A 23,582-nucleotide genomic window follows, 5' to 3' on the forward strand; every position below is an offset into this window, starting at 1 on the left:
CCGAAACCGGACGAAACGTGGCGACGCGGGAGACGTCCCGCGTCGCCTACCTATCAGCCCTTGAGGAGGCTAAGCGCGAGCTGAGGAGACTGGTTCGCTTGCGTGAGGACGGAGATCCCGGCCTGGCTGAGCACTTGGTACTTGGCCATGTTGGCGGTCTCCGTGGCGACGTCGACGTCGCGGATGCGGCCGAGCGAGGCGGACATGTTGGAGCGTTGCGACTGGAGGTTCGAGACAGCGCCCTGCAGCTGGTTGATGGCGCTACCGAAGCCGGTGCGGACGGTGCTGAGGGCCTGAAGGCCGGCGTCGAGCGCGGTCAGCGCCGCTTGGGCGTTGGCGAAGTTCGTGACGTCGATGCCGGTTACGCCGAGCTCCGTCGCGTCAACGCCGCCGATGGCGATGGTGATGCGGTCGTCGGAGGTCGTGTTGATTCCGACCTGGAAATCGACCGTTCCGGCGGCCCCCGCGAGGAGGTTCGTGCCGTTGAAGGTGGTGACGTTCGCGATGCGGTCGATCTCGCCGAGCGACGCCTGGAATTCCGTGTCGAGGTTGACGCGGTCGGCCGCCGTGAGGTCGCCGTTGGAAGACTGCACCGCGAGCTCACGCATGCGGACGAGGAGTGAGGCGACCTGCGACGCGGCGCCATCGGCCACTTGCGCCATGCTGATGCCGTCGTTCGAGTTGCGCTCGGCGACCGCGAAGGAGCGAATCTGCGCGTTCATGCTCTCGGCGATGCCGAGGCCGGCCGCGTCGTCGGCCGCGCTGTTGATGCGGTAGCCGCTCGACAGACGCGCGAAGGTCGTCTGCATCATGTTCTGCGTCGAGGCGAGGTTGTTCTGCGCGATCATCGACGCGTAGTTGGTTTGGACGTAAAGGGCCATGGTGAATCTCCTGTCTCCTGGCGGTGGGCTTCACCGCTCACAAGGGCGGAACGGAGGCCGGAGAGATTCCTTTAGGCTGCTTCACGCGATGGCACGCGAACGTTGTCGGAGCGCCGAAGACCTGACGCTTTCGTCGGTCGCATGACGCTCGCGTCGAAAGCCCGACGGTCGCTTCGCGATGCCCGTCTCTTGCGCTGCTCGCTAGCACCTTGCCTAGCGCCTCTCCGGCTCCGCCCTTCGTCGCGTCTCGCATCGCGTCTCGCGGTGCGTTCTCGCGCGCCCCGCCGCGAGGCGGCGGGGCATTCGATGACGAGGCTTAGGAGAGACCAGAGAGGGAGCCCGAGGAGGGCTCAGCCGCGGAGGAGGCTCAGGGCGAGCTGCGGCGACTGGTTCGCTTGCGAGAGGACCGAGATGCCCGCCTGGCTCAACACTTGCTGCTTTGCGAGGTTGGCGGTCTCCGACGCGACGTCCACGTCGCGGATGCGACCGAGTGACGCAGACATGTTGGCTTTCGTCGATTGGAGGTTCGAGACGGCTCCTTGGAGCTGGTTGATCGCGGCACCGAAGCCGGCGCGAACGGTGCTGAGGTTCTGGATGCCCGTGTCGAGCGCCGTGATGGCGGCCTGCGAGTTGGCGAAGTTCGTCACGTCGAGGCCGTTGACGCCGAGCTCGGTCGTGTCCGCGCCGTTGAAGCTCACGGTGATGCGGTCGTCGCTGCTCGTCCCGATGCCGACCTGGAAGTCGACGGTGGCGGCGGCGCCGGCCAGGAGGTTGGTGCCGTTGAACGACGTGACGTTGCCGATGCGGTCGATTTCACCCGACAGCGCCTGGAACTCCGTGTCGAGGTTCGAGCGGTCGTTGGTGCTCAAGTCACCGTTCGACGACTGGACCGCGAGCTCGCGCATACGGCCCAAGATGTTGGAGATTTGCCCCGCGGCACCGTCTGCCACCTGCGCCATGCTGACGCCGTCGTTGGCGTTGCGCTCGGCCACGGCGTAGGAGCGAACCTGCGCGTTGAAGCTCTCGGCGATGCCGAGGCCGGCCGCGTCGTCGGCGGCGCCGTTGATACGGAAGCCGCTCGCGAGGCGCGCGAACGTGGTCTGCATTTGGGTCTGCGTGCTCGACAGGTTCGTCTGAGCCACCATCGAGGAGTAGTTGGTCTGAATATAAAGGGCCACGGTTTGTCTCCTTGGCAGAGTGACGCTCGCTTGATGCGAGCGGGGACGGGGGTCTCGATCCCGGCCTCACTGCCTCGTCACTGGTATCGAACGGCGACGAACGGCCGGCCTTGAGGGCGCGGCGCGAACGTTGTCGCGATTTCAATGAAGTAGGAGATGTGGTGTGGCGTGGCTTGTCGCGCTACGTAGCGCGGTCGCTCATGTCGATTCGTCATCCTCCAGTGGACTTGCCACTCGTGCGAGGGGGGCGGCGGTGATCGCGTCGATGAAGCGGTCGAGCGACGCCGTCGTTGGCAAGGAAGACATCGAGGTCGATAGGTCGAACATCGTCGAACTCGAGAGGTCGTGCCCGCCGTGGCTGGGAGCAGAACCGCTCGCGTTCGCGATGGCCGAAGCTCCACCCAGCTCGCCTACGATACGCGAGAGACCTGTCGCGTATTCGGAGACGGGCGCCGTGTAGTAGCCCTTGTTGTGAAGCTCTCTTGCGTAACCGTGCACATCGCCGACGGCGGCGCGCTCGAGCGCGCTGCCGTAGCGACCTTGGAGGAGCGAGACGAAGTCCCGTGCTCCATCGTCGAGACTCCGATAGGAGCGGAAGCCGTCTTTGAGGTGGACCGACTCGCCGTTGATGACCTCGCGTGTCATGGAACGGAACGTCTCGCCGCTGGCCGACGTCCCCTTGATGCCTCCGAAGTTGAAGTTGAACATCTGCTCGCCGCGGCCCGTTTCGAGGCCGGCTTGCGCAGTCATGGTGTCGAGCAACGGCGGCGAGGCGTCGCGGCCCGTGAGCGAACGGTAGGCGCGGCCGATGGCGGCCTTCATCTCCGGCATCGTGGCGCGCGTGCGCGTCGTCTCCACCTCGCGCGAGACAGCGCGGCGACCTTCCGGCTTTTCTGCCGGCGCCACGCTGGTCGTGCTGAGCGGGGAGATGCGCATGATCAGGCTCCAGGAACGGTGGAAACGAGGCGCTTGTCGGCGTCGCGGAAGGTGTCGATGGCCCGCTGGAAGGCTTCGAAGACTCGGTTCGCGCTGACGAGGTCGGTCATGGCCGAGACGGTCTCGGTGTTCGACTGCTCAACGGCGCCCACCTGGAGCGAGCTCGGCTGCGTGATGGGGGCGCCCGAGGCGGCGGTTGCGGCGAGGACGGTCCCGCCCTCTCGGGAGAGGCTCCGAGCGTCCTGGAAGGACACAACCTTGAGGCGACCGACGCTCGCGCCGTCCTGCATGCCGTCGCCGTCTGCCGAGAGCGTCACGGCGCCGCCTTCCGGCGCCGCGTTGATGGGGCGGCCGTTCTCACCGAGCACCGGCAAGGCACCGGAGCGCAGTGAGCCGCCGGGGCCGATGTCGAGGTGCACGGCGCGTGTGTAGCGCTCTCCTTGAGGCGTGTTCACGGCGAGGTAGTTTCCTGCCGGCAAGACGCCGTCGAGGGAGCGGTTGGTGACGGCGATGGCGCCCGGCGACATGTCGAGTGAGGTCTGCGACATCTGCGCGTAGCGGGCCGGCGTGGCGACGCCCGCGCTGGCCGTGGCTTGCCCGCGGAGCACCTCGGCGAAGACGGCGCGCGTGCGCTGGTAGCCAGGCAAGGACGCGTTGGCGAGGTTTTGCGCCGTCGTGTCGAGCGACTGCTCTTGCGCGACGGCGCCGCTCAGGGCGACGTAAATCCCGTTCGACATGTCACTCTCCTCCCACCGAGGCGCGAAGCCTGTGGATGGCCTCCGCGTGCAGTTGGCAGACGCGCGCTTCGCTGACGCCGAGGACGGCGCCGATCTCGCGCATGGTGCACTCCTCTTGGTAGTAGAGGGCGAGGATCTGCTGGAGTCGCGGCGGCAGGGTCTCGATGGCGCCGGTGACGGCGTCGAGGAGGTTCTTGCGAACCACGAGGTCGTCGGCGCCCTCCTGCGCGTCGGCGACCTCCATTTGGTCGACGTCGAGGACCTCGAGGCGCGCCATGCCGTGTTCGCCAACGCGCGAGAGGAGCTGCCGGTAGGCGTCGACGGTCACGCCCATGGCCTCGGCGATTTCATGCTCCTCGGGAGCGCGGCCGAGCTTCTGGCTCAAGGTGGCGATGGACTTGGTGACGTTGCGCGAGATGGCGCGCACGCTGCGCGTCGTCGGGTCGAGGCTGCGGAGGAAGTCGAGCATCGCGCCGCGCACGCGGTAGGAGGCGTAGGCCTCGAACTCCTCCTCGCTCATGTTGCCGTCGGCGCGCTGAAACGCCTCGACCAGGCCGAGCCAGCCGTAGCTCACGAGGTCCGCGACGGTGATGTGCGCCGGAACCTTGCGCGCCAAGCGCATGGCCGTTCGCCGAACGAGCGGGAGAAACTTCTCGTATTCGGCGACCGACAGCGTGCGCTTCGCGCGCGCCTCGGCCCGGTTCATGTCCAAGCTGGAATGGCTCATCGACCGGACTCCTTGCGCGACGAGAGAGGGATCAAGTGATCGAGGATGGCGCCGTGCGTCGCGGGGGCGATGGCGTCGGGAACTTGGGGGCCGAAGCAGAGCGCGGCCGTCGGGAGGCGCGTGGCGTAGGCCGCGTGCAAGAGGCCCGCGGGTGCGTCGGTTTCGTCGAGCTTCGTCACGATGACTCCCGTCGGTGCCAGGGCGCCGTAGCGAGCCGCGACGCGGCGCGCGTCGTTGGCGCGAAGGGTCGCCGGCACGCAGAGGAGCACGTAGCGTGCCCGCCCCTCGAGGCCGTCGCCGTCGGCGGTGCGCTGGAGGAAAGCCTCCGGCGCGTGAGGCTCGGGCACCGATTGTCCAGAGGTGTCGACGATGATGAGATCCGACGAATCGCGAGCCAAAACCCGGGCGAGCTCGCGCGCCGAGGCGGCGAGCACGAAACGGGCGCCGAGCAGTTCGGCGTAGCGCTCGAGCTGCTGCGCGGCACCAACGCGGAAGACGTCGGCGCCGACGAGCGTCACGGTTTTGCCTTCGCGGATGGCGTGCGCCGCAAGTTTGGCGGCCGTCGTCGTCTTTCCGACGCCCGCCGGGCCCACGAGGGCCACCATCGCGCGCCCCTCATGAGTCACGGGCCAGGGCATGACGCGGACCGCCAACGAGACGGCGTCGCGAAGGCGCTCCTTGAGGTCGTCGCCGTCGTCGCCACCGGTCTCGTCGACGCGACGCGCGAGCAGCGCCGCCACGGGGCCCTCGATGCCGCGCGACTCCAAGAGGTGCGAGAGGCGGCCGCCCTTGCGAGCGGGGACGAGCATCTCATCCATCATCGAGCGCATCGTGGCCAACTCGCCGAGCAGCTCGGGCGGAACGGGCGGCGCCGGCGGCGTGCGCGGCGTCGCGGCGAGTCGGGCGGCGCGGAGTTCACTGCGAAGCTCGCTGCGGAGTTCGCGGCTCAGATCTTTTAGGTCGTCGAAGCTCGGCGCGTGGGGCTCCGCCGCCGCGTGGTACACGCCCTCTGAGAAGGGCCGATGCGCTTCGCGCGCCGGCTCCGGCTCCGCGACGGTGGCGGCCTTCCGGCGGGGCCGCGGCTCCGGCGGCGTCGCGGCGACCTCGATCTCGTCGTCGGCGAAGAGACCCAGGACGCCGCCCTTGGAGATCTTGCGCGTCGCTACGATGACCGCGTCTTGGCCGAGCGCCGAGACCATGAGGCGCCTGGCTTCGTCGAGCGTCCGACCACGAAAGGTTTGATGCATCATGAACGTGACTCCTTAGGAGAGCTCTTGCGCTTTGAGCGTCTCGGCGACGCGGAGAGGAACGAGGGGGTCGATCTCGCGGAACGAGACGACGGAGAACTGAGGGAGCTTTCGCTCGAAGATGGCGCGCACGTAGCGGCGCAGGTCGGGCGTGGTGATGACAACCGGCGAAGCGCCGAGAGCGTTCAGGCGACCGAGAGCCTTCTCGGCGGCGTTGGCGATGCCGTGGAGGAGCTCCGGCGACAGCGGCGCGCCGACACCCTGCGCGATGTCGCGCAGCGAGCGACGGAGCACGTCCTCCACGCGCGGGTCGAGGGTCAAGGCGGTGACGGCACCGTCAGAGCCACGGAAGGCCGACGTCAATTGTGGCGCGAGCCGTTCGCGGACCAGCTCGGTGAGCTGCTCGGGGTCCTTGGTCTGCGTGGAGAGCTCGGAGAGGGCCTCGAGGATGCTGCGGAGGTCGCGGATGGAGACGCTCTCCTTCAGCAGGTTCTTGAGGACGCGGACCACATCGCCAAGGGGGAGCAAGTTGGGGACCAAGTCGTCGACGAGCTTGGGCGCCGTGCGCGCGAGGATGTCGAAGAGGTGTTGCGTCTCCTGGCGGCCCAGGAGTCGGTGCGCGTTGATGCGGAGCAGCTCCGAGAGGTGCGTCGCGATGACCGTCGAGTGGTCGAGGACCGTGTAGCCGAGGGCCTCGGCGAGCTCGCGGTCGCGCGTGTGGATCCAGCGCGCGGGAGTGCCGAAGGCCGGGTCCTTGGTGACTTCGCCGTCAATGGCGGGGGCAGAGCCGGTGGCGTCCATCGCGAGCAAGTAGCCTGCACGGCATGTGCCGCGGCCGATCTCGCTTCCGAGGATGAGGACGCGGTACATGCCGGGCGACAGCTCGAGGTTGTCGGCCACGTGGACCGGCGGAACGACGACGCCGAGGTCCTTGGCGAATTGCGAGCGCAGCGACGCGACGCGGTCGAGCAGCGTGCCGCCGCGCGTCACCTCGACGGTGGGTACGAGCTCGTAGCCAAGCTCGAGCGTTAGCGTGTCGAGCGTCAAGGCGGCGTCGATTTCCTCTTGAGGACTGCGTTGGGTTTCCGACGCCGTCTGTTCCGTGACGGCCCCGCCGGTCTCGTTGATGCGGCGCGCCGCCACGAAGAGCACGAGGGCCAGGGTGAGGCACGGCAGGGCCGGCATGCCCGGCATCAGGCCCAGCGCCGCGAGGATCCCGGCGGTCATGATGACGGGGCGTCGCCGACCGAAGATTTGCGCGGTGAGGGCGCGTCCGAGCTGCTCGCCCGTCGCGCTCCGCGTGACGACGACACCGGAGGCGGCCGACACCAAGAGGGCAGGGATCTGGCTGACCAGCGCGTCACCGACGGTCAAGACGCTGAAGGTCTCGGCGGCCTTGCCCACATCGAGACCGGCGGCGACGCCGAGGATGAGGCCGCCGATGAGGTTGATCGCCGTGATGAGCAGGCCCGCGATGGCGTCGCCGTGGACGAACTTGCTGGCGCCGTCCATGGCGCCGTAGAAGTCGGCCTCGCGTTCGAGATCCCGTCGCCGCTTCTTCGCCTGCTCCGCCGTCACGCTGCCGGACGCGAGATCGGCGTCGATGGCCATCTGCTTTCCGGGCATCGCGTCGAGGGTGAAGCGAGCGGCGACCTCGGCGACACGGCCCGCACCTTTGGTGACGACGACGAAGTTGATGACCACGAGGATGAGGAACACGACGAGGCCGACGAGCACGTTGCCCTCGACGACGAAGCGCCCGAAAGCCTCGACCACGGAGCCCGCGGCGCCTTCGCCCTCGGCGCCGTGCAGCAAGATGAGCCGGGTGGTGGCGACGTTGAGGCTCAGGCGAAGCAATGTCGCCACGAGCACCAAGGCGGGAAACGCGCTGAACTCGAGGGCTTCTTCCACGAAGAGCGCCGTGAGGAAGATGCCGATCCCGAGCGCGATCGAGAACGACAACATCGCGTCCAGCAGCATCGCCGGCAGCGGCAACACCATCATCAGCACGATGACGATGATGCCGAGCGGAACGAGCGCCTCGGTGAGCTTCTCTTTGGGCGCGGAGGGGGTGGGAGCCGATGCCACGCTCCGTTGCAAGCACCGAGCGGGCCAGCTCAGGGAGCCAACGCCTACGGGTCAGAACGGCGCGCGGCGCGCGGTCTTCAGCGGGAGCGTCACTTTTGAGGCGGTAGACGAGCGCCAAGATTTTGGCGACCGCCAAGAAGTGGTTCGACGGAATCGCTTTCCCGACGGGCACCGACGCGTTGAGCGCGCGTGCCAAGGGCCGGTTCTCGACGATGGGAATGCCGTGTTTGCGCGCCTCGCGCCGGATCGCGAGCGCCAGGTCGTCCTCGCCCTTCGCCACGACGATGGGCGCGAGATCCTTGTCGCCGTAGCGGAGCGCGACGGCGACGTGGGTCGGGTTGGTGACGATAACGTCGGCGCCCTTGACGTTGGAGAGGGCGCGCTTCTTCGTGAGCGCGCGCGCACGGGCCCGCATGCGTGCCTTGGCCTTCGGATCGCCGTCTTCCGCGCGGGCGTCGTCCATGACCTCTTGGCGGGTCATTTTTAGGTCCTTTTCGTGGCGCAAGTAGCTCGCGAGGTAGTCGGCGGAGGCCACGGCGCCGAGCGCCACGGTGGCCGTGAGGACGACGCGGACCGTCGCCGTGAGGAATGTCTCGATGCCGGCCCGCAGCGGCAGCTCGGCGAGGCCAAGGAGCGTGGGGAGTTCGAGGCGTATGGCGCGGTAGGTCACGTAGCCGACGAGGCCTACGCGCAAGAGGCTGAGGGCGGTCTCGATCATGCCGCGCTTCGGCGCGAACACGTCGAGGAGCCGCGTCAGCGGGTTTAGGCGATCGAGCTTCAGCTCAAGGGCGCTCGTCTCGAGCCTCAGGCCGGCTTGGGCGATGCCCGCAAGCGCACCGGCCGCCGCCGCGGCCAGGAGCGGCGGTACCGTGAGGATGACCAACGCCCCCAGCGTCAACTGCGTGACACCGGCCGCCGCCATCTCTCTCTCGTGAAGGCCTCCCCAGGTGTGGGCGAACAGCTCCGTCGCGGCGCGCTCGATGGGCCCGCGGCTGACGACGAGGGCCCCCACGACGGCGAGCGCCGAAGCGATGCCGCTCGCGTCACGGCTGCGCGGAAAGCGCCCTTGTTTGCGAAAGTCCTCGCGCCGCTTCGGCGTCGGGTCAAATGTCCGATCGGACGCGTCGCTCATGCGAGCTCCCTTCGCTCACCGGAGAAGGAGCAGGAGGCGCCCCAGCTCAGTCGGCAACGTCGACAAGGTCCGTGCGAATCCCGCGCCAAGGCCGCCGGCGGCCGCCATCAGCGTCACAAGGCCCGCTCCCAGCGTCACCGCCAGACCGACGCTGAAGATCTGCATCGAGGGCGCGGATCGGGCGATGAGCGCGAGGCCGAGCTGCGTGAGGAGGCACACGGCGACCACGGGCAGCGCGAGCCTGAGGGACGTCGCGAGCAGCTCGCCCACCAGCGCCGCGACCGTCGGTCCCGCGGCGCCGATGAAGAGCGGGGTGCCGACAGGTAGGACGCGAAAGCTCTCCAAGACGTGTGCGAGCGCGACCCGGTGCGCGCCGATGCCGACCGCGAGGAGCATCGCGGCGAGAGAGATGATTCGTGACAGCGTGGGGTCCGTCGAGCCCGTCGTCGGGCTAAAGATGGCGCCGGACTGCAGGCCGATGGCGTGGGCGATCATGTCGCCAGCGGTGTCCGACACGCCGAGCAGGAGGCGAAACACGAAGCCCATCGCGAGGCCGCAGCCGAGCTCTGCGGCCACGACCATGACCGTGGCGAGGTTGAGGTCGAGCACCGGCGCCGCTGGCGTCGCATAACCCGAGACGACCCACGCGAGCGCCAGCGCGAACGACACGCGCGCCGTCTGAGGCACTTCGTTGCCCGGGAGCGGCGCCGTCACCAAGAACCCCGCGATGCGGCCCAAGACCCAGGCGAAGACCACCGCCTGCTCGACGAGCAGCTTGGCCAAGGTCGCGGTCATCGCGTGACATCGCCGATCTGACTGTAGGTCGCCCTCGTGTAGTCGAGCACCTGGCGCGCGAGCATCGGCCCCACGAGCACCGCGGTGAGGGAGACCGCCAAGACCTTGACGAGGAAGCTGATGCTCGCCTCGTTGATCTGCGTAGCCGTTTGTAGGACGCCCACGACGACACCGGCCAACAGCGCCACGACGAGGAGCGGCCCGACCGCGAACATCGTGGTCTGCAAGAGCTTCATCAACAGATCCATGGCCTGGGCGGTGCTCATACGAAGCTCCGAACCAGCGAGCCGACGAGCAAGGACCAACCGTCCACGACGACGAACAAGATGAGCTTGAGCGGCAAGCTGATGGTCGCTGGAGGCACCATCATCATGCCCATGGCCATCAAGATCGTGGCGACCGCCAAGTCGATCACGAGGAACGGCAGGAGCACGAGGACGCCCATTTGGAAGGCCGTCGTCAGCTCGGAGAGCACGAAGGCGGGCACGGCCACGCGAAGCGCGACGTCCTCCTCGGTCTTCGGCAGCGGCTGCCGCGACGCGTCGTAGAAGAGCTGCAGGTCGGCTTCCCGCGTCTGGCGGAGCATGAAGGCCCTCATGGGCGCCGCCGCGCGCTCGAGGGCTTCGCCCTCCGAGATCGTGCCGGCCGTGTAGGGCTTGTACGCCTCATCAGCGATACGGTTCACCACCGGCCCCATGGTGAAGAGCGTGAGAAACAGGCTGAGTCCGACGATGACCTGCGTGGGCGGCGTGTTCTGCATGCCGATGCCGTGACGGACAAACGAGAGGACGACGACCATCCGGGTGAAGGACGTCATCGTCAACACGAGCGCCGGTAGCAGCGAGAGAAGCGTGAGGAGAGCGAGGATTTTCAGCTGCGGCGAGAGCCCCGCCGAGGATCCCACGAGCGTGTCCAGGGGAGCCGCGTGAGCGCTCGCGGCCGTCAGCGTGAGCGCCGACGCCGCGAGCAGCGAGAGCGCGCGACGCCCTTCCACACGCCGGGGACGCTCCTTCATTGGCCGCGACCCCAGTTCGCGAGCGAGCGCACCTGACCTTCGAGGGCGCGGTCGCCGTCGCGCGGCGCGTCGCGAAGCGCTTCACGAGTGGAGCGTGTGGCGGCGCGGGCGCTTGTTGTGGAGGGCGCGGCTGTGGGCGCGGCGGCGCGGCGCGGTGTCGCCGAGCGGCGGGGCGCGGACGGCGGCTCGTCTTCGTCGTGAATGCCCGTGGCCTGGATGAGCGCTTGCAAGCGGGCGCTCTTGTCCGACGTGTCCGTGCGCGGAGCGTCTTCTCCTTCGTCGTCGCTGCGTGAAGTGTCGAAGGTGGCGAGGAGCTGAATGTTCTGAGACGTGACGCCGAGGAGCATCTCGCGGCCATCGGCCTCCACGAGGAGCAGCTCGCTCTTTGAGCCCACGCCCTGCCGCTTGAGGATGCGCAAGCGGCTCTGAGCCTTCGCCGGCAAGACCTTCTTCTGACGCATGCGGAGGAAGATCGCTGCGGCTGCGATGACGAGCGCGCCGCCGAGGAGCTTGGCGGCTGTGTCGTTTCCGCCGGCTTTTGTCGTGTCGGCGAGCGCTAGCGGCGTCGAAGGGCGCGTCGGCAGGCCTGCCGGTGTGTTCGCGATGGGGGGCGACGGCGCGGCCGGCGGCGGCGCGACGGTCGCCGCCGCGGCGACGAGCGGTGCTGCTGCGGGCGCGGCGCGCGGGACCGCTGGTGTCGGCTCCGGCGCTTCCGGGACGGGCGCGGCGGCCGACGCGGCGGCGGCCGCGGCTACCGACTCCGCTTCGTTGCCGCGCGAGCGTCGCGCCGTGGCGGATGACGCCGTGATGACGCCTGTCAGCGTCAAATCGATGATGACTGCGCGTTTCATGACGAGCCTCCTTCGTCGGCGACGAGCTCGGTGATGCGGACGCCGTAGCAGTCACCCACGACCACGGCCTCACCGCGACCGAGCAGCTGACCGTTCACGTAAATCTCCAACGGCTCGCCGGCGGCCTTGGATAGCTCAAGAGTTTGGCCCTCTTGGATCTCGAGGACCTCGGCGATGCGCATCCTCCGCCGCCCGATCTCGAGACTTACGTCGACCTCCACGTCTTTCAGAAGATCGAGGTTCGAACGAGCAGCACCTTGGTTGACTTCCGGCATGAAGAGCACCTCTCGGCGCCCAGCATCCAAGTGCCGTGCCGACGCGGGCGGCGCGCTCCCCGCGCGCGTTTGTCGCGAGAACTCGGTGGGCCGTGCGATATTCGGGCACATGGGCTTCGTGCCCGAACCCGGCCTCGTCGTCAGCGGCAAGTACCGCTTGGAGCGCCCTCTCGGTAAGGGAGGCATGGCCGTGGTCTTCGCGGCCACGCACCTCGATCTCGGGCGCGCCGTCGCGCTCAAGTTCATCTTGGCGCCGCCAGGCGTTGACACCGGCGAGCTCCGCCAGCGCTTCATGCGCGAGGCGCAAGCCACCTTTGCGCTCCGGAGCGAGCACATCGTGCGCCTCTTGGACCTCGGTCAGATCGGCGACGATGGCTTGTTCATCGCCATGGAGCTCTTGGAGGGGAAAAACTTCCAGGAGCTCATCGCCGACCGTCGACGCTTCACGGAGGCGGAGGTCCTCTTGTTCGCCAAGCAGATCGGCGAGGGGCTCGAGGAAGCGCACGCGCGCGGGATCATCCACCGCGACCTCAAGCCCGCCAACCTGTACCTCACGGCGACGGCGACCGGGAAGGCGAGCGTCAAGATCCTCGACTTCGGCATCGCCAAGCGGCTCTTGGACGATCACGACGAGCCCATCACGCACATCGAAAATCCCCTTGGCACGCCGAAATACATGGCCCCAGAGCAGTGGCAGGAGGCAGGAGCCGTTGACGAGCGCGCAGACCTCTACGCCGTCGGCGTCATCCTCTTCGAGATCCTCACGGGGAAGGTTCCGCATCAGGATCTGCCCGTCGCGGAGCGCCTGCGTCGCATCATGGGGAGCGCCGTGCCCAGCGTGAAGACGTCGCGGCCTGACGTCTCTGACGCCTTCGCGCGCATCATCGCGCGCTGTCTTCGCCCTCATCCGGAGGAGCGCTTCCGATCGGCGCACGAGCTCTCAGCGGCGCTGGCCGTCGCGACGGCGTCGCCCGCTGGGCGCGGCGCGAAGCCGCCGGGCCCGCTCGCCATGCGCGCCACCGAGGACAACGAAGCGACGGCCCTCGTCGACCTCGACAGCATCGCGCCGCCGACGTCGAGGGATCCGATCCTCCTGCTCTCCGCTGGCGGCGCGACGCGTGAAGAGCCCGAGTCGGTGCCGCTGCCGCTCCTCAAGCCGATTCGGTCATCGCGGCACGACCTCGATGGAACCGATGTCGAGTTCGACGAGTCGCTCGGTCCCGTCGTGCCCGCCGCGTCGACGGCGGCGAAGCCAGCCCCGCCCGACGAAGCGGGCGGCTCGTCGGAGCGCACGGCGGTGCTGTTCCTGATCTTCGCCCTGTTGCTCCTCGGCGGCGTGGTCGCGCTGGCGTTTCGCCGTTAGAGCGCGGTTCACGCCTCGCGGCGGCTACGCTTCGGGCACCACCAGCTCGCCTTTCTGAACGAGCCCGGTCCACACGAAGAAGCCGTCTCCCTCGAAGGCGCGCTTGACGGCGTCGAGCGACGCGTCGCCGTGGAAGCCGTAGACAATGCCCTCGGCGATGCCCAAGACGCCCTGCAACATGTCGCTGCTCTCTTCGGCGAAGTTGCGAAGCGAGCGGAGCAGCTCGACGGCGCGCCCCTTCGGCATGGGGTCTTCGGGGAGGCGCTCGAAGAGCGTCGCGAGCTCTTGATCCTCTTCCCTCATGAACCAAACGGGGCGCGACGCGAAGGCCCGCAGGCCGTCGGGAAGCAGCGAACCGAGATCGCCAAAGGTCGCTAGCAAGACCTGCGGCGTCTCGTCCTCGTCGTCCTCCTCCTCGTCCTGGTCATCGTCCGACGCGTCCTCGGAGTCCACCTCGTCGTCCATCTCGGAGTCGGCCGCCGACTCGTCGCCCGACGGGTCGACGCCCGACGCGCGGCGATCGTCGTCCTCGGGCGGAGGGTTGGGCGGACGGTCGGGGCTTGGGGGCAGCATGGTACGCCCGACTATAACGGTGCTGGATCAGCGGCGCCCTCTTCTCGACTCGAGGCAGCTTCTTGGGCAACGGTTTGCCGAGCCCCGCAGCGCAACCCTCCTTATTTCGCCTATTTGCGCGTGGCGTGGGAGTTGCTTGGATCGCACCGGTGAACGCGGTCCAGCCCATCTCCGATGTTCCGGTAGCGGCCGGGACCCTCATCGGGGGGCGTTACGTCGTGGGCGAAGTGCTCGGTCGCGGCGGCGGCGGGGTCGTCTGCGCCGGGCACCACGTGGCGCTCGACGGGCCCGTGGCGATCAAGTTTCTGGGGCCCAGTGAGATGGAGCATGACGCCCGTCGCCGCTTCCTAAGAGAGGCGAGGCTCGCGCACCGGCTCAAGAGCGAGCACACGGTCCGCATCTTCGACGTCGGCGAGCTTCCCGACGGAACGCTCTACCTCGTGATGGAGCGACTCGCCGGCTGGACCCTCGACGTCGAGCTCGAGAGGCGCTTCGTGCTCCCCGAGCGCGAAGCCGTCGAGCTCGCCGCGCAGGTTGCCGAGGCACTGGCCGAGGCTCACGGACTCGGCATCGTGCACCGTGACATCAAGCCTCAAAATTTGTTTCTCCACGCGTCCAAGGATGGCTCGCGCACGCTCAAGATCGTGGACTTTGGGGTGTCGCGGCAGGTCGAGGGGCTGGCCGGCACGCCGAATCAGACGCGCACCTTCATGTTTCTAGGGACGCCGCGGTACATGGCGCCGGAGCAGTGGGAGCTTGGCGCCGTGGCCGACCCGCGCATGGACATCTACAGCTTAGGCGTCGTCCTCTTCGAGATGCTGACGGCGTCGGTGCCCTTCGAGGAGCTCGCCCCGCAGGCGCGCGCCATCGCTATCGTCGGCGGGCGCATGGCCGACGCGAGGCACATGCGCCCGGAGCTCTCGCCGCGCGTGGTCGAGGTGATTCAGCGCTGCCTGAGCCCCCGCGCTGAAGCGCGGCCCTCAGCGCGCCACCTCGAGCGCTTGCTGCGCGCGCTAGGCTCGTCGTCGGCCGTCAGCGGCGGCGCGACGCTGCTCGTCTCCAACGGCCAAACGCAGATGCTCCCGCGCGAGGCGCCGGCGCGCCCCTCTCCGCTGCCCCGGGAGGCGCCCGCGCTCGCGTCGCCCGCGCGGAGTCCCCGCGTGTCATCGCAGCCGCCAATCACCGATGCGCCGATGCTCGGGCCCTTCGCTTCCATGGCACCGGAGCCCGCGTCGGGCGTCGCTCGCCGCGGCTCTGAACTGCCTCCACTGGATGCCCAAGCGGATGCGCCCGCGGACGAGGCGTCGCGAGAGGTTGCGCCATCGCGCCGCCGCATCGACGCGGTTGTGGGCGGCTTCCTCGTCGCCGTGCTCCTCGCGCTCGTGCTATCGGGCGTCGTCGCGCTGCTCCACACGGGCGGGGCGCTCCGCTTCTGACTCAACCCGACTTGCCGGTGCCCGTCCCGGCGACGACCGTTGGCGGCGTGCCCGGTGTCGCCGGCGCCGCGGATTTCACGGTGCCCGATGGAGGAGGCATCGGCTCTGGCTCGGCGGCGACCCCGAAGGTGCGCGTCGCCACGCGAAGCGCGATTTGGCCGTTCTGCGCCGTCGGTCGGGCCGTGAAGAGCGCGCGGTCGCCGATGCGCACCGACGCTGTTCCGTCGACGCGGGTCGAGAAGCGGAGCGTGTCGCCGACCTTGAGTCGCCCCAAATCCGAGATGCGCATGCGTCGATGACCGAGCTCGGCCACGAGCTCGACCTCGACCTTGCTGACGGCAGCCACGACGCGGGCGTCGCGCGGCGTCGTCGCCGGGGCGAAGACCAGCGTGCGCGTAGCGAGGGCGTCTTTGGGCAACACGAGGAGAATGTGGCCCACGGACGCGTCGGCTCCGAACTGAAGGTGCACCACGATGGGGATCGCCTCGGAGGACGGATCGGCGTCGTGTTTGCGCGGCGCCGCTGCCGGAACCGCTCCGAGCGAGACGCCCAGCGGCGCCAAGACCTCACCGAAGGCGGAGACGATACCCGCCGCTACGCGCGAGACGAGCGCGACCTGCGCGCCCGAGAGGCCGTCCGGCGAGAGCATCGGAGGCGCTTGACCGTTGCCGCCCAGAAGGCCGTCCAAGAGCAAAGAGACGGCATCGCCATCGAAGGCGAGCGCACCGGGCGACGCGCTCGGTGCGCACGCGAGCGGGACCACAAAGTGTGGACGCGGCAAGGAGGACAACGTGTCGCCGAGCTTCTCGGCGTTGGCGCCGGTCACCTGAATCGGCGTGGCGCGCCGGCCAAGGAACGGCACGGCGCGCCGGAGCGCGGCGGCGAGGCCGTCGTGGAGGTCGTCGATGCGGCCCGCGGCGCGCCGCACGCGGCCGCCTTCCGCCACCACGCGTAGGAGATGCGCGGCGCCGCTCATTGAAGGACGAAGTCCGTGATGAGCACCTGCTCCGCCGTGGCGGCGCCGGACTTCTTGATGTGCTCGAGCAACTCTTTGCGAATGACCTCGCCCTTCGTGCGGTCCGACGCGAGATCGAAGCTCACGGTCCGCAGGTACCCGAGCGCCGCGTCGCGCACGCGCGGAACGAGCGGCTTTAGGACCTCTTCCTTCGTCGTGTTCGAGAATTCGATCGCCAAGACGACCTTCATCGCGTGCGGCTTGCCGCTGGTGTCGCTCAAGGTCACGAGGAACGCCTCGAGCGGCAACGTCGGGCCGGGCGGCTTCGGCGCCGCGGGCACCTCGACGACGACGGTCTTTTGATGGCCAGCGCCCGCGACCTTCGCGCCACCAAACGCTGCGCCACCGGCAAACACCGCCGGCAGCACGACGCCCAGGATGGCGCCGACCTTGGAGGGCTTGGCGGCCACCGGAGCTTCCTTCTTCTCGTCTTTCTTGTCGTCCTTCTTGCTGTCGCTCATGGCGAATCCTCAGGGGCCGGCGTCGGGAGCCGGACGGGCCGTCGTGGAGGTTGGCTGCTCTGTCGCGGACCGCTTATTGGTTGATGTTGATGAGCTGCTGGAGCATTTCCTGTGCCGCGGAGATCGTCTTGCTGTTGGCTTGGAACGCGCGCTGATGCGCGATGAGATCCACGAACTGGGTGGCGATGTCGACGTTGGACTGCTCGAGGGCGCCCGCCGTGATGGCGCCGCGACCGCCAGCACCTGCGCTCCCGATGGCGGGGTCGCCGGAGTCGCGCGTCTGCGCCCAGAGGTTGTGACCGGCGCGCGAGAGGCCGTCGTTGGCGCGGAACTTCGCGACGCCAATCTGAGCGACCCCGACCTTCTGCCCGTTGCTGTAGACGCCGTTGACGGTGCCGTCGGCGTCGATCTTCACGCCCGAGAGTTCGCCGGCGCCGTAGCCGTCCTGGCTCTGCGCCGACACGCTGCTCGCCGAGCCGTATTGCGTGATGCCGTCGGCGCCGGTGCCACCGCTCGCGATGGTCGTGCCGAAGGAGAAGGCGATGGGCTGCGCCGTGTTTGCGCCGTTGAAGGTCACCGTGCCACCGGCCGTCGTGGTGACGTCTTGGAGCGCGCCCGTTGTCGTAAAAGACAGGGTGCCCGCGGCGATTTCGCTGTTCTGACCCGCGGTGCCGCCTTGAATGTCGGCGCCCGCGCCGAGCGCGTGGTACTCCCATGCGCCGGCGCTTCCCTTGCGAAAGTAGACGTCGACGGCGTGCGCGTTACCCAGCGAATCGTAGACCTTCATGCTCGTCGAGAAGTTCGACGTCGCTGAGGGGTTCTGCGGATCCCACGCGGCGGCCATGGGGACCGTGCTGGCGTCGAGGTTCGCCGTGACCGTCAGCGTCGTCGTGGCCTTCGGGGCGAGCGATGCGGTGGGGAGCTGCACGTCGCTGAGGGACGCGCCGAAGGTGCCGCCAGGGCCGGCGGGGTAGCCCTGCAAGACGAGCCCCTGCGGGTTCACGACCTTGCCGTCCTTCTGAAGCGTGAACTGTCCGGCTCGCGTGAAGTAGTTGCCCTCGCCGCCATCGACGGCGCCGCGGACGACGAAGAAGCCATCGCCGGAGAGCGCGAGGTCGGTCGGTTGGCCCGTGTTCTGGAGGCTTCCTTGGGCGAAAATTTGCTGCGTTCGCGCCATTCGTACGCCGCCGCCGGGACCCTGCGTCGCGGCGTTGCCGAGGACCTCTTCGAAGAGCGCTCGCGACTGCTTGAAGCCGACGGTGCTGCTGTTCGAGATGTTGTCGCCGGTGACGCCGAGCGCTTCTCCCTCCGCGTTGAGACCCGACACGCCAGCGTACATTGCGTTGATGATGCTCATTTCGCCTCCTCAGGCTTCGTCGCTCGGCCGACGCTCACGAGATCCGAGATGGGCGCGGTGCTGCCCGTGTCGAGAACCAATTCCGGGTACCCCTTGTCGAAGGTGACCTTGGTCACCGTGGCGGTGACCTCGTGGGTCACCGAAACGGCGCCAGCGTCGTTTTCGGCTTTGACGTCGAGCGAATACTTGCCGGCCGCGACCGGCTGACCGCTGTCGTCTTTTCCGTCCCACGTGATGGGCATCGCTCCGGCGGCCTTGGCGCCGAGCTCGAGCGTTCGAACCACGCGTCCGCTCTCGTCCTTGATGGCGACGGTCACCTTCTTCGCCGCGTCGCCGAGCGTGACCGAGGCGCCCGTCGCGAGGAGGCCGTCGTAGGCGACCGTCGACCCGCGCATGGTCACCGACTTGCCAACGAGGCTTGTGGCTTCGTTGTTCGAGATGCCGCGCATCTGCGCGCTCATGAGGTCGAGCTTCTGCGTCTGCGCAAGCGATTGCTCCACCATCGCGAACTGCGAGAGCTGCGCGACGTACTCGGTCCCCTCCATCGGCTTCATCGGATCTTGGTGTTTGAGCTGAGCGACGAGCAGCTTGAGGAACGCTTCCTTGTCGAGGGCCGGCTTCTCCGGCGCCTTCGCGGAGCCGTCGGCGAGCGTTCCGCCAAGGGGGTTGGTCGCGCCGGCGCCGTTGACGCTTTCGATGCCCATGGTTGCCTCAAAGCACGATCCGGACCCGACTCCTGGCCGACGGGCCGCGCGAGGCGCCGGCCGACGCGGCGGCGGTGCCATGGCGCGAGCTCTCGTCGCTGGCGCTGTCCTGCGCGTCGGGGCGGTGATCGCCGCGGGCGTCGACATTCACGCCGAAAGCGCCGAGGGGGAGCGCGCTTTGATCAAGCTCGGCCCGCAACGTGGGCTCAATGGCCTTCAGCGCGACGGCCGTCTGCGGCTCCGCGACGCGGATCGACACGTCGACCCCGCGTGTCGTCTCCTCAGCGTCGATGTGGACGCGGCCGAGCGTTGGATGGTCGACCTCGGCGTAGGTCGCGTGACGCAGCGTCAAGAGGCTGACGGGCGGGACGTCGGTCTCGTGGCGGACCGAGGGCTCACGACTGGCCGCGGGCGCGTCGGGTCGCGCGTCGTCGTCACGGCGGGGCGCGCCCATGAAGGCCGGCGCGAGGTTTCCCGCGCCGCCCTCTTCCCGCGCCGTGCCGGGCGAGGGAAAGGTTCCTTCGCCGCTCGCGCCGTCCGATCCACGCACGTTGGGGACCAAGGCGTCCGCATGTGTGCGCGAGGTGCTCTCCGCGGTCGCGGCCACGCGCTCGGTGTCGCGAGCTGCCCTAGGCTCTGTGTCGGGGAGCCGGTTGCTGTCGACCGCCGCGCGCCCTCGCGCCGCGGCGCCCTCGGGTGCGACGCCGAGACTGCTCGCGCGTGGCCCGGGGGCGGTGGCTCCCGTCGCCTCGCTTTCGTTGTCGGCGCTCTCTTCCGCGGTCAAGGCGCGCGCGGCGTCCGAGCCTCCGAGAGCCGCTCGCTCGGCCCCGACGCCGTCGGCGAGCGTGGTTCGCGGAGACTTCGCCGCGGCAGCGGAGCCCGGCGCCTGTCCCGGCGACGACGTCAGCGACGTCGCTAGAGAGAGAGACAGCGCCTCGAGCGGCAATGCGGGCGTCGCCTCGTGCGGGCCCGCGGCCGGCGTTGCAGGCGCGTCGTTCACCGTCGCGGCGTCGTCACGCTCGCGCTCCTCGCGAGGCTCGTCGTCGCGCGTCGCTTTCGTCTCTGCCTTCGGCCGCTCCGCGCGGGCGTCGGCGAGGCGGGCCGCGAAGGCCTCTTCTTGTGCTGGCTCGCCGGCGCGCTTGGACTCGTGCCGCGATCGGGAAGGCGCTCGGGAGCCAGCGCCCGCTCTTTCGTTCGCATCGGTGCCAGCTTGCGCTCGGGCCTGAGTCGCTGCGCTTTCAACCCGTAGGGCGCTCATCGACGCATCCCTTGGAGCGCGTGCTCGTCGGCCTGACGTCGCTCGGTCTTCGCCGCCTCGGCGTCGACCTCCGCGCTCTTGCGATCGCACCACAACTCGAGCTTCTTTCGCTCACGCTTCGCTTCCATGAGCGCGTTCTGCGCTCGCAGTTGCGCGCTCGCCGCCTCGTGGGCCTCGGTCGCTCGCTTGGCGACGGCGATACGTAGCGCGTCAAGGCGCGCGCGCCGGTAGCCGGCGTCCCAAGCCGACTCTTCTACGGTGCTCTCGGCCTCCGTGATGGCGCTCTCGTAGCGTGCCTCGGCCTCGCGAAGGTCAGCGGCGGTCGAGAGGGCGACGCGGATGGCTTGCGTCGCGCGGAGCTCGGCGCCGTCGACGGCTCGCGCGCGAAGGTCCAAGAGGGCGTCCAGGCGTTTCGGGGATTGGCTCACGCGGTGACTCCTGCGATGGCGAGGGCTCGTTCAATGGCGAGGGAGCGATCGGTTCTCTCCGTGAGTTTCTGTCGGACCAACCCCTCGACCCTCGGCATCGCGTCGCGCGCCGTGTCGACGCGCGGGTCCGAGCCGGGGATGTAGGCGCCGATCTGGATCAAGTCCGACGCGTCGGCGTAGGCCGCGGCGCGGTCACGAATCGTCGCGATGGCGCGCTGGTGGGGCTCCGTCGTGATGTCGTGCACCACGCGCGAGACGCTCTTCAACAGATCGATGGCCGGGAAGACGCCTCGGTCGGCGAGGTGGCGCGAGAGGACGATATGACCGTCGAGAATTCCGCGTACCGCGTCGGCGACCGGATCTTGCAGGTCGTCGCCCTCGACGAGGACCGTGTAGATCGCAGTGATCGAGCCGGGCCCGCTGTCGTTTCCGGCGCGCTCGAGGAGCGCGGGAAGCGCCGCGAAGACCGACGGCGTGTAGCCCTTCGTGAGCGGCGGCTCGCCGGCCGCGAGCGTCGCTTCGCGGAGCGCCATCGCGAAGCGCGTGACCGAGTCCATGAGCAGGAGCACGTGCTTGCCCTGCGCCCGGAAGTGCTCGGCGATCGCCGTGGCGCGGAAGGCGCCGCGGACGCGCACGAGGGGCGGCGCGTCGCCCGTCGCGGCGACGACGACGGAGCGCGCGAGCCCTTCGGCGCCGAGGGCGCCGCGGACGAAGTCGCCGACCTCGCGGCCGCGCTCGCCCACAAGGCCGACGACGATGACGTCGGCGCTCGTGTGCCTGCACAACATGCCGAGGAGCGTGCTCTTGCCCACGCCGGTCCCCGCGAAGAGGCCGATGCGCTGGCCCCGGCCGAGCGGCAAGAGCGCGTCGATGGCCGCGACTCCGGTCTCCAGCGGGGTCGCGACGGGGCGGCGTGAGAACGGCTCGGGGGCTTCGTTCTTGAGCGGCGCTCGACTGCCGCAGGGAGGGGGCGGGAGGCCGTCGAGCGGCTCACCGAAGGCGTCGATGACACGGCCGAGGAGCGCCGGGCCTACGGCGGCGACGGCGGCGCTCGGCCGCGCCCGCACGAGCGCTCCGGGCTTGAGGCCCGCGGTCGAGCCGAGCGGAGCCGTGAGCACATGGCCACGCCGGAAGCCCACGACCTCAAGGCCGAGCGGCCGACCGTCGATGCGCGTCTCGAGCTGGCTCCCAATAGCAGCGGCGATGCCGCCGACCTCCACCAGCATGCCGACCAAGTGTTCGACACGGCCCTCCGGCAGCGTCGTGCGCGCCGCTTTGGCGGTGCGGATGTATTCGTTGAGGTCGATGGGAGGGGTCATTCGTCGTTTGCTCCTAAGGCTTCGGCCACGGCGCGAATCCGCGCCTCCGCCGAGACTGTCGCGTGACCGGGTTCTGCGTGGACCGCGCAGGTGCCGTCCTTGAGCGACGTGTCTACGACGACCGTCGCGCCGAAGTCGGCGCCCCGCGTCACCTGCTCGACGTCCGCCGCAACGGCGACCGTGATCTCCTTGCTGCCGGCGAGCGCGTCGATGGCTTCGCGCGCCCAGGTCGCGAACAGCGTGGGATCGCTCTTGAGCTCCCGTCCAACGACGCGCTCGGCGACGGCGAGCGCCAAACGCACGAGGTCGTGCTCGCACTCGAGGAGGGTCGTTCGACGCACGTCGCGCAGCTCGGCGGCAAGGGCCTCGCGCTCCGCGGCGAGCCTCTCCGCCTCGGCGCGCAGCGCCGCGCAGTCGCCGCACTCGATGTGGACCGGCGGCGGAATCGATGGTGTCCGCGGCGCGCGCAGCGCCATGCCCTCCGGCGCCTCGAGCGAAAGAATGGCCGGAGCTGACGTCGACGGCGTCGGTGCTCGCTCGGAGAGGAGCCGCGCTCGCGGTGGTTCGCTGGCGCCGCGGAGCGGGGAGCGCGAGCCGACGCGGTCGTTCCTCGGGGCCATCCAAGAGGGAACGGGGCCGCTCTTTGGCGGCGCCTGACCAAAAATGGGGGCGCGAGAGCTCATTCCGACTCCAATCCGAGATCGATTTTGCCTTCCGACTCGAGCCGCAGCGCCGCCTGCACCACCTCGAGGCGTGCCGCCTCGACGTCGGCCTTGCGAACCTTGCCGAGGAGCTGGAGGTCGTCGTTGATGAGCTCGGCGGCACGCTTCGAGAGGCCGGCGAAGACCGCGTCGCGAACGGCGTCGGGCGCGTCCTTGAGCGACAGCGTAAGGCGCTCGGTGGGGACCTCGCGGAGCAGCTCGCGCATCGCGCGCGGGTCGAGGCGAACGAGGTCCTCGAAGGTGAACATCGCCTCGCGGACCTCCTTGGCGGCGTCCGCGTCTTTCGCCTCGAGCTCTGCGAGGACAGCCTTGGAGGCCTCCTTCGGACTCGCGTTGAGGATCGCTGCGGCCTTGGCGACGCCATCGACGGTCACGAGTGTGGCGGCGTCGGAGGAGGGGAGCTCGTCGGCGATGGCGGCGGCCATGTCTTCGAGGACCGTGGCGGGGACCTCCGTCATGCGGCTGACGTGTGCGAGGACCATGGCTTGACGCTCGGGCGTCATGGTTCCGAGGATCGCTGCCGATGCGGCGTCGTCGAGCTGAGCCAGAATGGCTCCCGCGATCTGCGGCGGTTCGTTGCTGAGGAGCGCGCCGACGGCTTCCGGAGGCGCAATCTCAAGTCGCGCGAGCGGGCTTGTCTCTCGGTTATCGAAGACCTCGCGGGCCCGCGCTTCGCCGAGCGCTTCGGCCGAGAGCCGGCGAAGGTAGGGCAATCCCCCGCGCGGAACCGCCACCGAGGAGGTGGAACGATCGAGAAACTCGCGGAACGTCGCGTCGATGGCGCCGCGTTGCACCTCGCGCATCGTGGCAGCGACGGCGCGAAGCTTCTTCAGCTCTGCGTCGCTCATCTCTCGAACAATGGGCGTGGCCACTTCTTCGTCGAGGGAGAGGAGAAACAAAACGGCCTTTTCGGGTCCTGTGAGCACGGCAGAGGACGTTGCAACCTCAGTGCCGCCGCTCCTCCCGTGAACGTGCCCGTGTCCGTGAACGAGCACGACCTCATGCGGCACGCCGCCCGTCGCCGGTCGACGCGCCGTCCCCCTCGAGAAGCGCGTGCACGTTTACGGGCACGTTCACGTTCACG

The 23,582-nt window shown here is 69.1% G+C and carries 25 protein-coding genes; 3 read left to right on the top strand and 22 right to left on the bottom strand.

Going from position 1 to position 23,582, the window contains the following annotated elements:
- Nucleotides 1–53: 53 nt before the first annotated feature.
- The 7 genes from IPG50_37605 to flhA form a co-directional block, all read right to left on the bottom strand.
- Nucleotides 54–881, bottom strand: coding sequence for a flagellin FliC (locus IPG50_37605; protein MBK6697864.1), 828 nt, complete (start codon nucleotides 879–881; stop codon nucleotides 54–56).
- 350 nt (nucleotides 882–1,231) lie between these two features.
- A complete protein-coding gene (locus tag IPG50_37610) occupies nucleotides 1,232–2,059 on the bottom strand; it encodes a flagellin FliC (protein ID MBK6697865.1) in 828 nt (275 codons plus the stop codon).
- A gap of 198 nt (nucleotides 2,060–2,257) precedes the next feature.
- The gene (locus tag IPG50_37615) at nucleotides 2,258–2,995 is read right to left on the bottom strand and encodes a glucosaminidase domain-containing protein (protein MBK6697866.1); all 738 of its coding nucleotides are present in this window, start codon (nucleotides 2,993–2,995) and stop codon (nucleotides 2,258–2,260) included.
- Nucleotides 2,996–2,997: 2 nt separating this feature from the next.
- Nucleotides 2,998–3,732: a flagellar hook-basal body protein gene (locus IPG50_37620; protein ID MBK6697867.1), complete on the bottom strand. Its 735-nt coding sequence runs from the start codon at nucleotides 3,730–3,732 to the stop codon at nucleotides 2,998–3,000.
- A 1-nt stretch (nucleotide 3,733) separates the two neighbouring features.
- Nucleotides 3,734–4,459: an RNA polymerase sigma factor FliA gene (gene fliA, locus IPG50_37625; protein ID MBK6697868.1), complete on the bottom strand. Its 726-nt coding sequence runs from the start codon at nucleotides 4,457–4,459 to the stop codon at nucleotides 3,734–3,736.
- A complete protein-coding gene (locus IPG50_37630; protein MBK6697869.1) occupies nucleotides 4,456–5,709 on the bottom strand; it encodes a hypothetical protein in 1,254 nt (417 codons plus the stop codon). The genes fliA and IPG50_37630 overlap by 4 nt, the downstream gene beginning before the upstream one ends.
- A gap of 12 nt (nucleotides 5,710–5,721) precedes the next feature.
- Complete coding sequence (flhA, locus tag IPG50_37635; protein ID MBK6697870.1) at nucleotides 5,722–7,794, bottom strand: flagellar biosynthesis protein FlhA; 2,073 nt, start codon at nucleotides 7,792–7,794, stop codon at nucleotides 5,722–5,724.
- A gap of 223 nt (nucleotides 7,795–8,017) precedes the next feature.
- On the opposite strand from flhA, the gene IPG50_37640 reads away from it, so the two are divergent.
- On the top strand, nucleotides 8,018–8,281 hold the full coding sequence (locus IPG50_37640) for a hypothetical protein (GenBank protein ID MBK6697871.1): 264 nt from the start codon (nucleotides 8,018–8,020) through the stop codon (nucleotides 8,279–8,281).
- 660 nt (nucleotides 8,282–8,941) lie between these two features.
- Here IPG50_37640 and IPG50_37645 read toward each other — a convergent pair.
- From IPG50_37645 to fliN, 5 genes are read right to left on the bottom strand one after another with little or no spacing between them, the layout of a single operon-like run.
- Nucleotides 8,942–9,721: a flagellar biosynthetic protein FliR gene (locus IPG50_37645; GenBank protein ID MBK6697872.1), complete on the bottom strand. Its 780-nt coding sequence runs from the start codon at nucleotides 9,719–9,721 to the stop codon at nucleotides 8,942–8,944.
- Nucleotides 9,718–9,987, bottom strand: a complete 270-nt coding sequence (locus IPG50_37650; protein MBK6697873.1) for a flagellar biosynthetic protein FliQ — start codon at nucleotides 9,985–9,987, stop codon at nucleotides 9,718–9,720. Before IPG50_37650 ends, IPG50_37645 begins: the two co-directional genes overlap by 4 nt.
- Nucleotides 9,984–10,736, bottom strand: a complete 753-nt coding sequence (fliP, locus tag IPG50_37655) for a flagellar type III secretion system pore protein FliP (GenBank protein ID MBK6697874.1) — start codon at nucleotides 10,734–10,736, stop codon at nucleotides 9,984–9,986. Before fliP ends, IPG50_37650 begins: the two co-directional genes overlap by 4 nt.
- Entirely contained in the window at nucleotides 10,733–11,587 is an 855-nt protein-coding gene (locus IPG50_37660) for a flagellar biosynthetic protein FliO (protein MBK6697875.1), read from the bottom strand. The genes fliP and IPG50_37660 overlap by 4 nt, the downstream gene beginning before the upstream one ends.
- Nucleotides 11,584–11,862, bottom strand: a complete 279-nt coding sequence (gene fliN, locus IPG50_37665) for a flagellar motor switch protein FliN (GenBank protein ID MBK6697876.1) — start codon at nucleotides 11,860–11,862, stop codon at nucleotides 11,584–11,586. Before fliN ends, IPG50_37660 begins: the two co-directional genes overlap by 4 nt.
- Between fliN and IPG50_37670 the strand changes: the two genes are divergently transcribed.
- Nucleotides 11,861–13,225 carry a serine/threonine protein kinase gene (locus IPG50_37670; protein ID MBK6697877.1) on the top strand — a complete coding sequence of 455 codons (1,365 nt, stop codon included), beginning with the start codon at nucleotides 11,861–11,863 and terminating at the stop codon, nucleotides 13,223–13,225. The genes fliN and IPG50_37670 overlap by 2 nt on opposite strands.
- A 24-nt stretch (nucleotides 13,226–13,249) precedes the next feature.
- Here the strand turns inward: IPG50_37670 and IPG50_37675 are convergent, their stop codons facing one another.
- On the bottom strand, nucleotides 13,250–13,798 hold the full coding sequence (locus IPG50_37675; GenBank protein ID MBK6697878.1) for a hypothetical protein: 549 nt from the start codon (nucleotides 13,796–13,798) through the stop codon (nucleotides 13,250–13,252).
- A 149-nt stretch (nucleotides 13,799–13,947) separates the two neighbouring features.
- Between IPG50_37675 and IPG50_37680 the strand changes: the two genes are divergently transcribed.
- The gene (locus IPG50_37680) at nucleotides 13,948–15,234 is read left to right on the top strand and encodes a protein kinase (GenBank protein MBK6697879.1); all 1,287 of its coding nucleotides are present in this window, start codon (nucleotides 13,948–13,950) and stop codon (nucleotides 15,232–15,234) included.
- 1 nt (nucleotide 15,235) lies between these two features.
- Here the strand turns inward: IPG50_37680 and IPG50_37685 are convergent, their stop codons facing one another.
- From IPG50_37685 to IPG50_37725, 9 genes are all read right to left on the bottom strand, one after another.
- Nucleotides 15,236–16,210 carry a FliM/FliN family flagellar motor switch protein gene (locus IPG50_37685; GenBank protein MBK6697880.1) on the bottom strand — a complete coding sequence of 325 codons (975 nt, stop codon included), beginning with the start codon at nucleotides 16,208–16,210 and terminating at the stop codon, nucleotides 15,236–15,238.
- A complete protein-coding gene (locus tag IPG50_37690) occupies nucleotides 16,207–16,710 on the bottom strand; it encodes a flagellar basal body-associated FliL family protein (protein ID MBK6697881.1) in 504 nt (167 codons plus the stop codon). Before IPG50_37690 ends, IPG50_37685 begins: the two co-directional genes overlap by 4 nt.
- Nucleotides 16,711–16,783: 73 nt before the next feature.
- Entirely contained in the window at nucleotides 16,784–18,067 is a 1,284-nt protein-coding gene (locus tag IPG50_37695) for a flagellar hook protein FlgE (GenBank protein MBK6697882.1), read from the bottom strand.
- Nucleotides 18,064–18,771: a flagellar hook assembly protein FlgD gene (locus IPG50_37700; GenBank protein MBK6697883.1), complete on the bottom strand. Its 708-nt coding sequence runs from the start codon at nucleotides 18,769–18,771 to the stop codon at nucleotides 18,064–18,066. The genes IPG50_37695 and IPG50_37700 overlap by 4 nt, the downstream gene beginning before the upstream one ends.
- Nucleotides 18,772–18,778: 7 nt before the next feature.
- Nucleotides 18,779–20,029: a hypothetical protein gene (locus IPG50_37705; GenBank protein ID MBK6697884.1), complete on the bottom strand. Its 1,251-nt coding sequence runs from the start codon at nucleotides 20,027–20,029 to the stop codon at nucleotides 18,779–18,781.
- Complete coding sequence (locus IPG50_37710) at nucleotides 20,026–20,457, bottom strand: hypothetical protein (GenBank protein MBK6697885.1); 432 nt, start codon at nucleotides 20,455–20,457, stop codon at nucleotides 20,026–20,028. The genes IPG50_37705 and IPG50_37710 overlap by 4 nt, the downstream gene beginning before the upstream one ends.
- Complete coding sequence (locus IPG50_37715) at nucleotides 20,454–21,776, bottom strand: FliI/YscN family ATPase (protein ID MBK6697886.1); 1,323 nt, start codon at nucleotides 21,774–21,776, stop codon at nucleotides 20,454–20,456. Before IPG50_37715 ends, IPG50_37710 begins: the two co-directional genes overlap by 4 nt.
- Nucleotides 21,773–22,459: a hypothetical protein gene (locus IPG50_37720; GenBank protein MBK6697887.1), complete on the bottom strand. Its 687-nt coding sequence runs from the start codon at nucleotides 22,457–22,459 to the stop codon at nucleotides 21,773–21,775. The genes IPG50_37715 and IPG50_37720 overlap by 4 nt, the downstream gene beginning before the upstream one ends.
- The gene (locus tag IPG50_37725; GenBank protein ID MBK6697888.1) at nucleotides 22,456–23,424 is read right to left on the bottom strand and encodes a hypothetical protein; all 969 of its coding nucleotides are present in this window, start codon (nucleotides 23,422–23,424) and stop codon (nucleotides 22,456–22,458) included. Before IPG50_37725 ends, IPG50_37720 begins: the two co-directional genes overlap by 4 nt.
- Nucleotides 23,425–23,582 lie beyond the last annotated feature (158 nt).

Source organism: Myxococcales bacterium (assembly GCA_016703425.1).
Taxonomy (GTDB): domain Bacteria; phylum Myxococcota_A; class Polyangia; order Polyangiales; family Polyangiaceae; genus JADJCA01.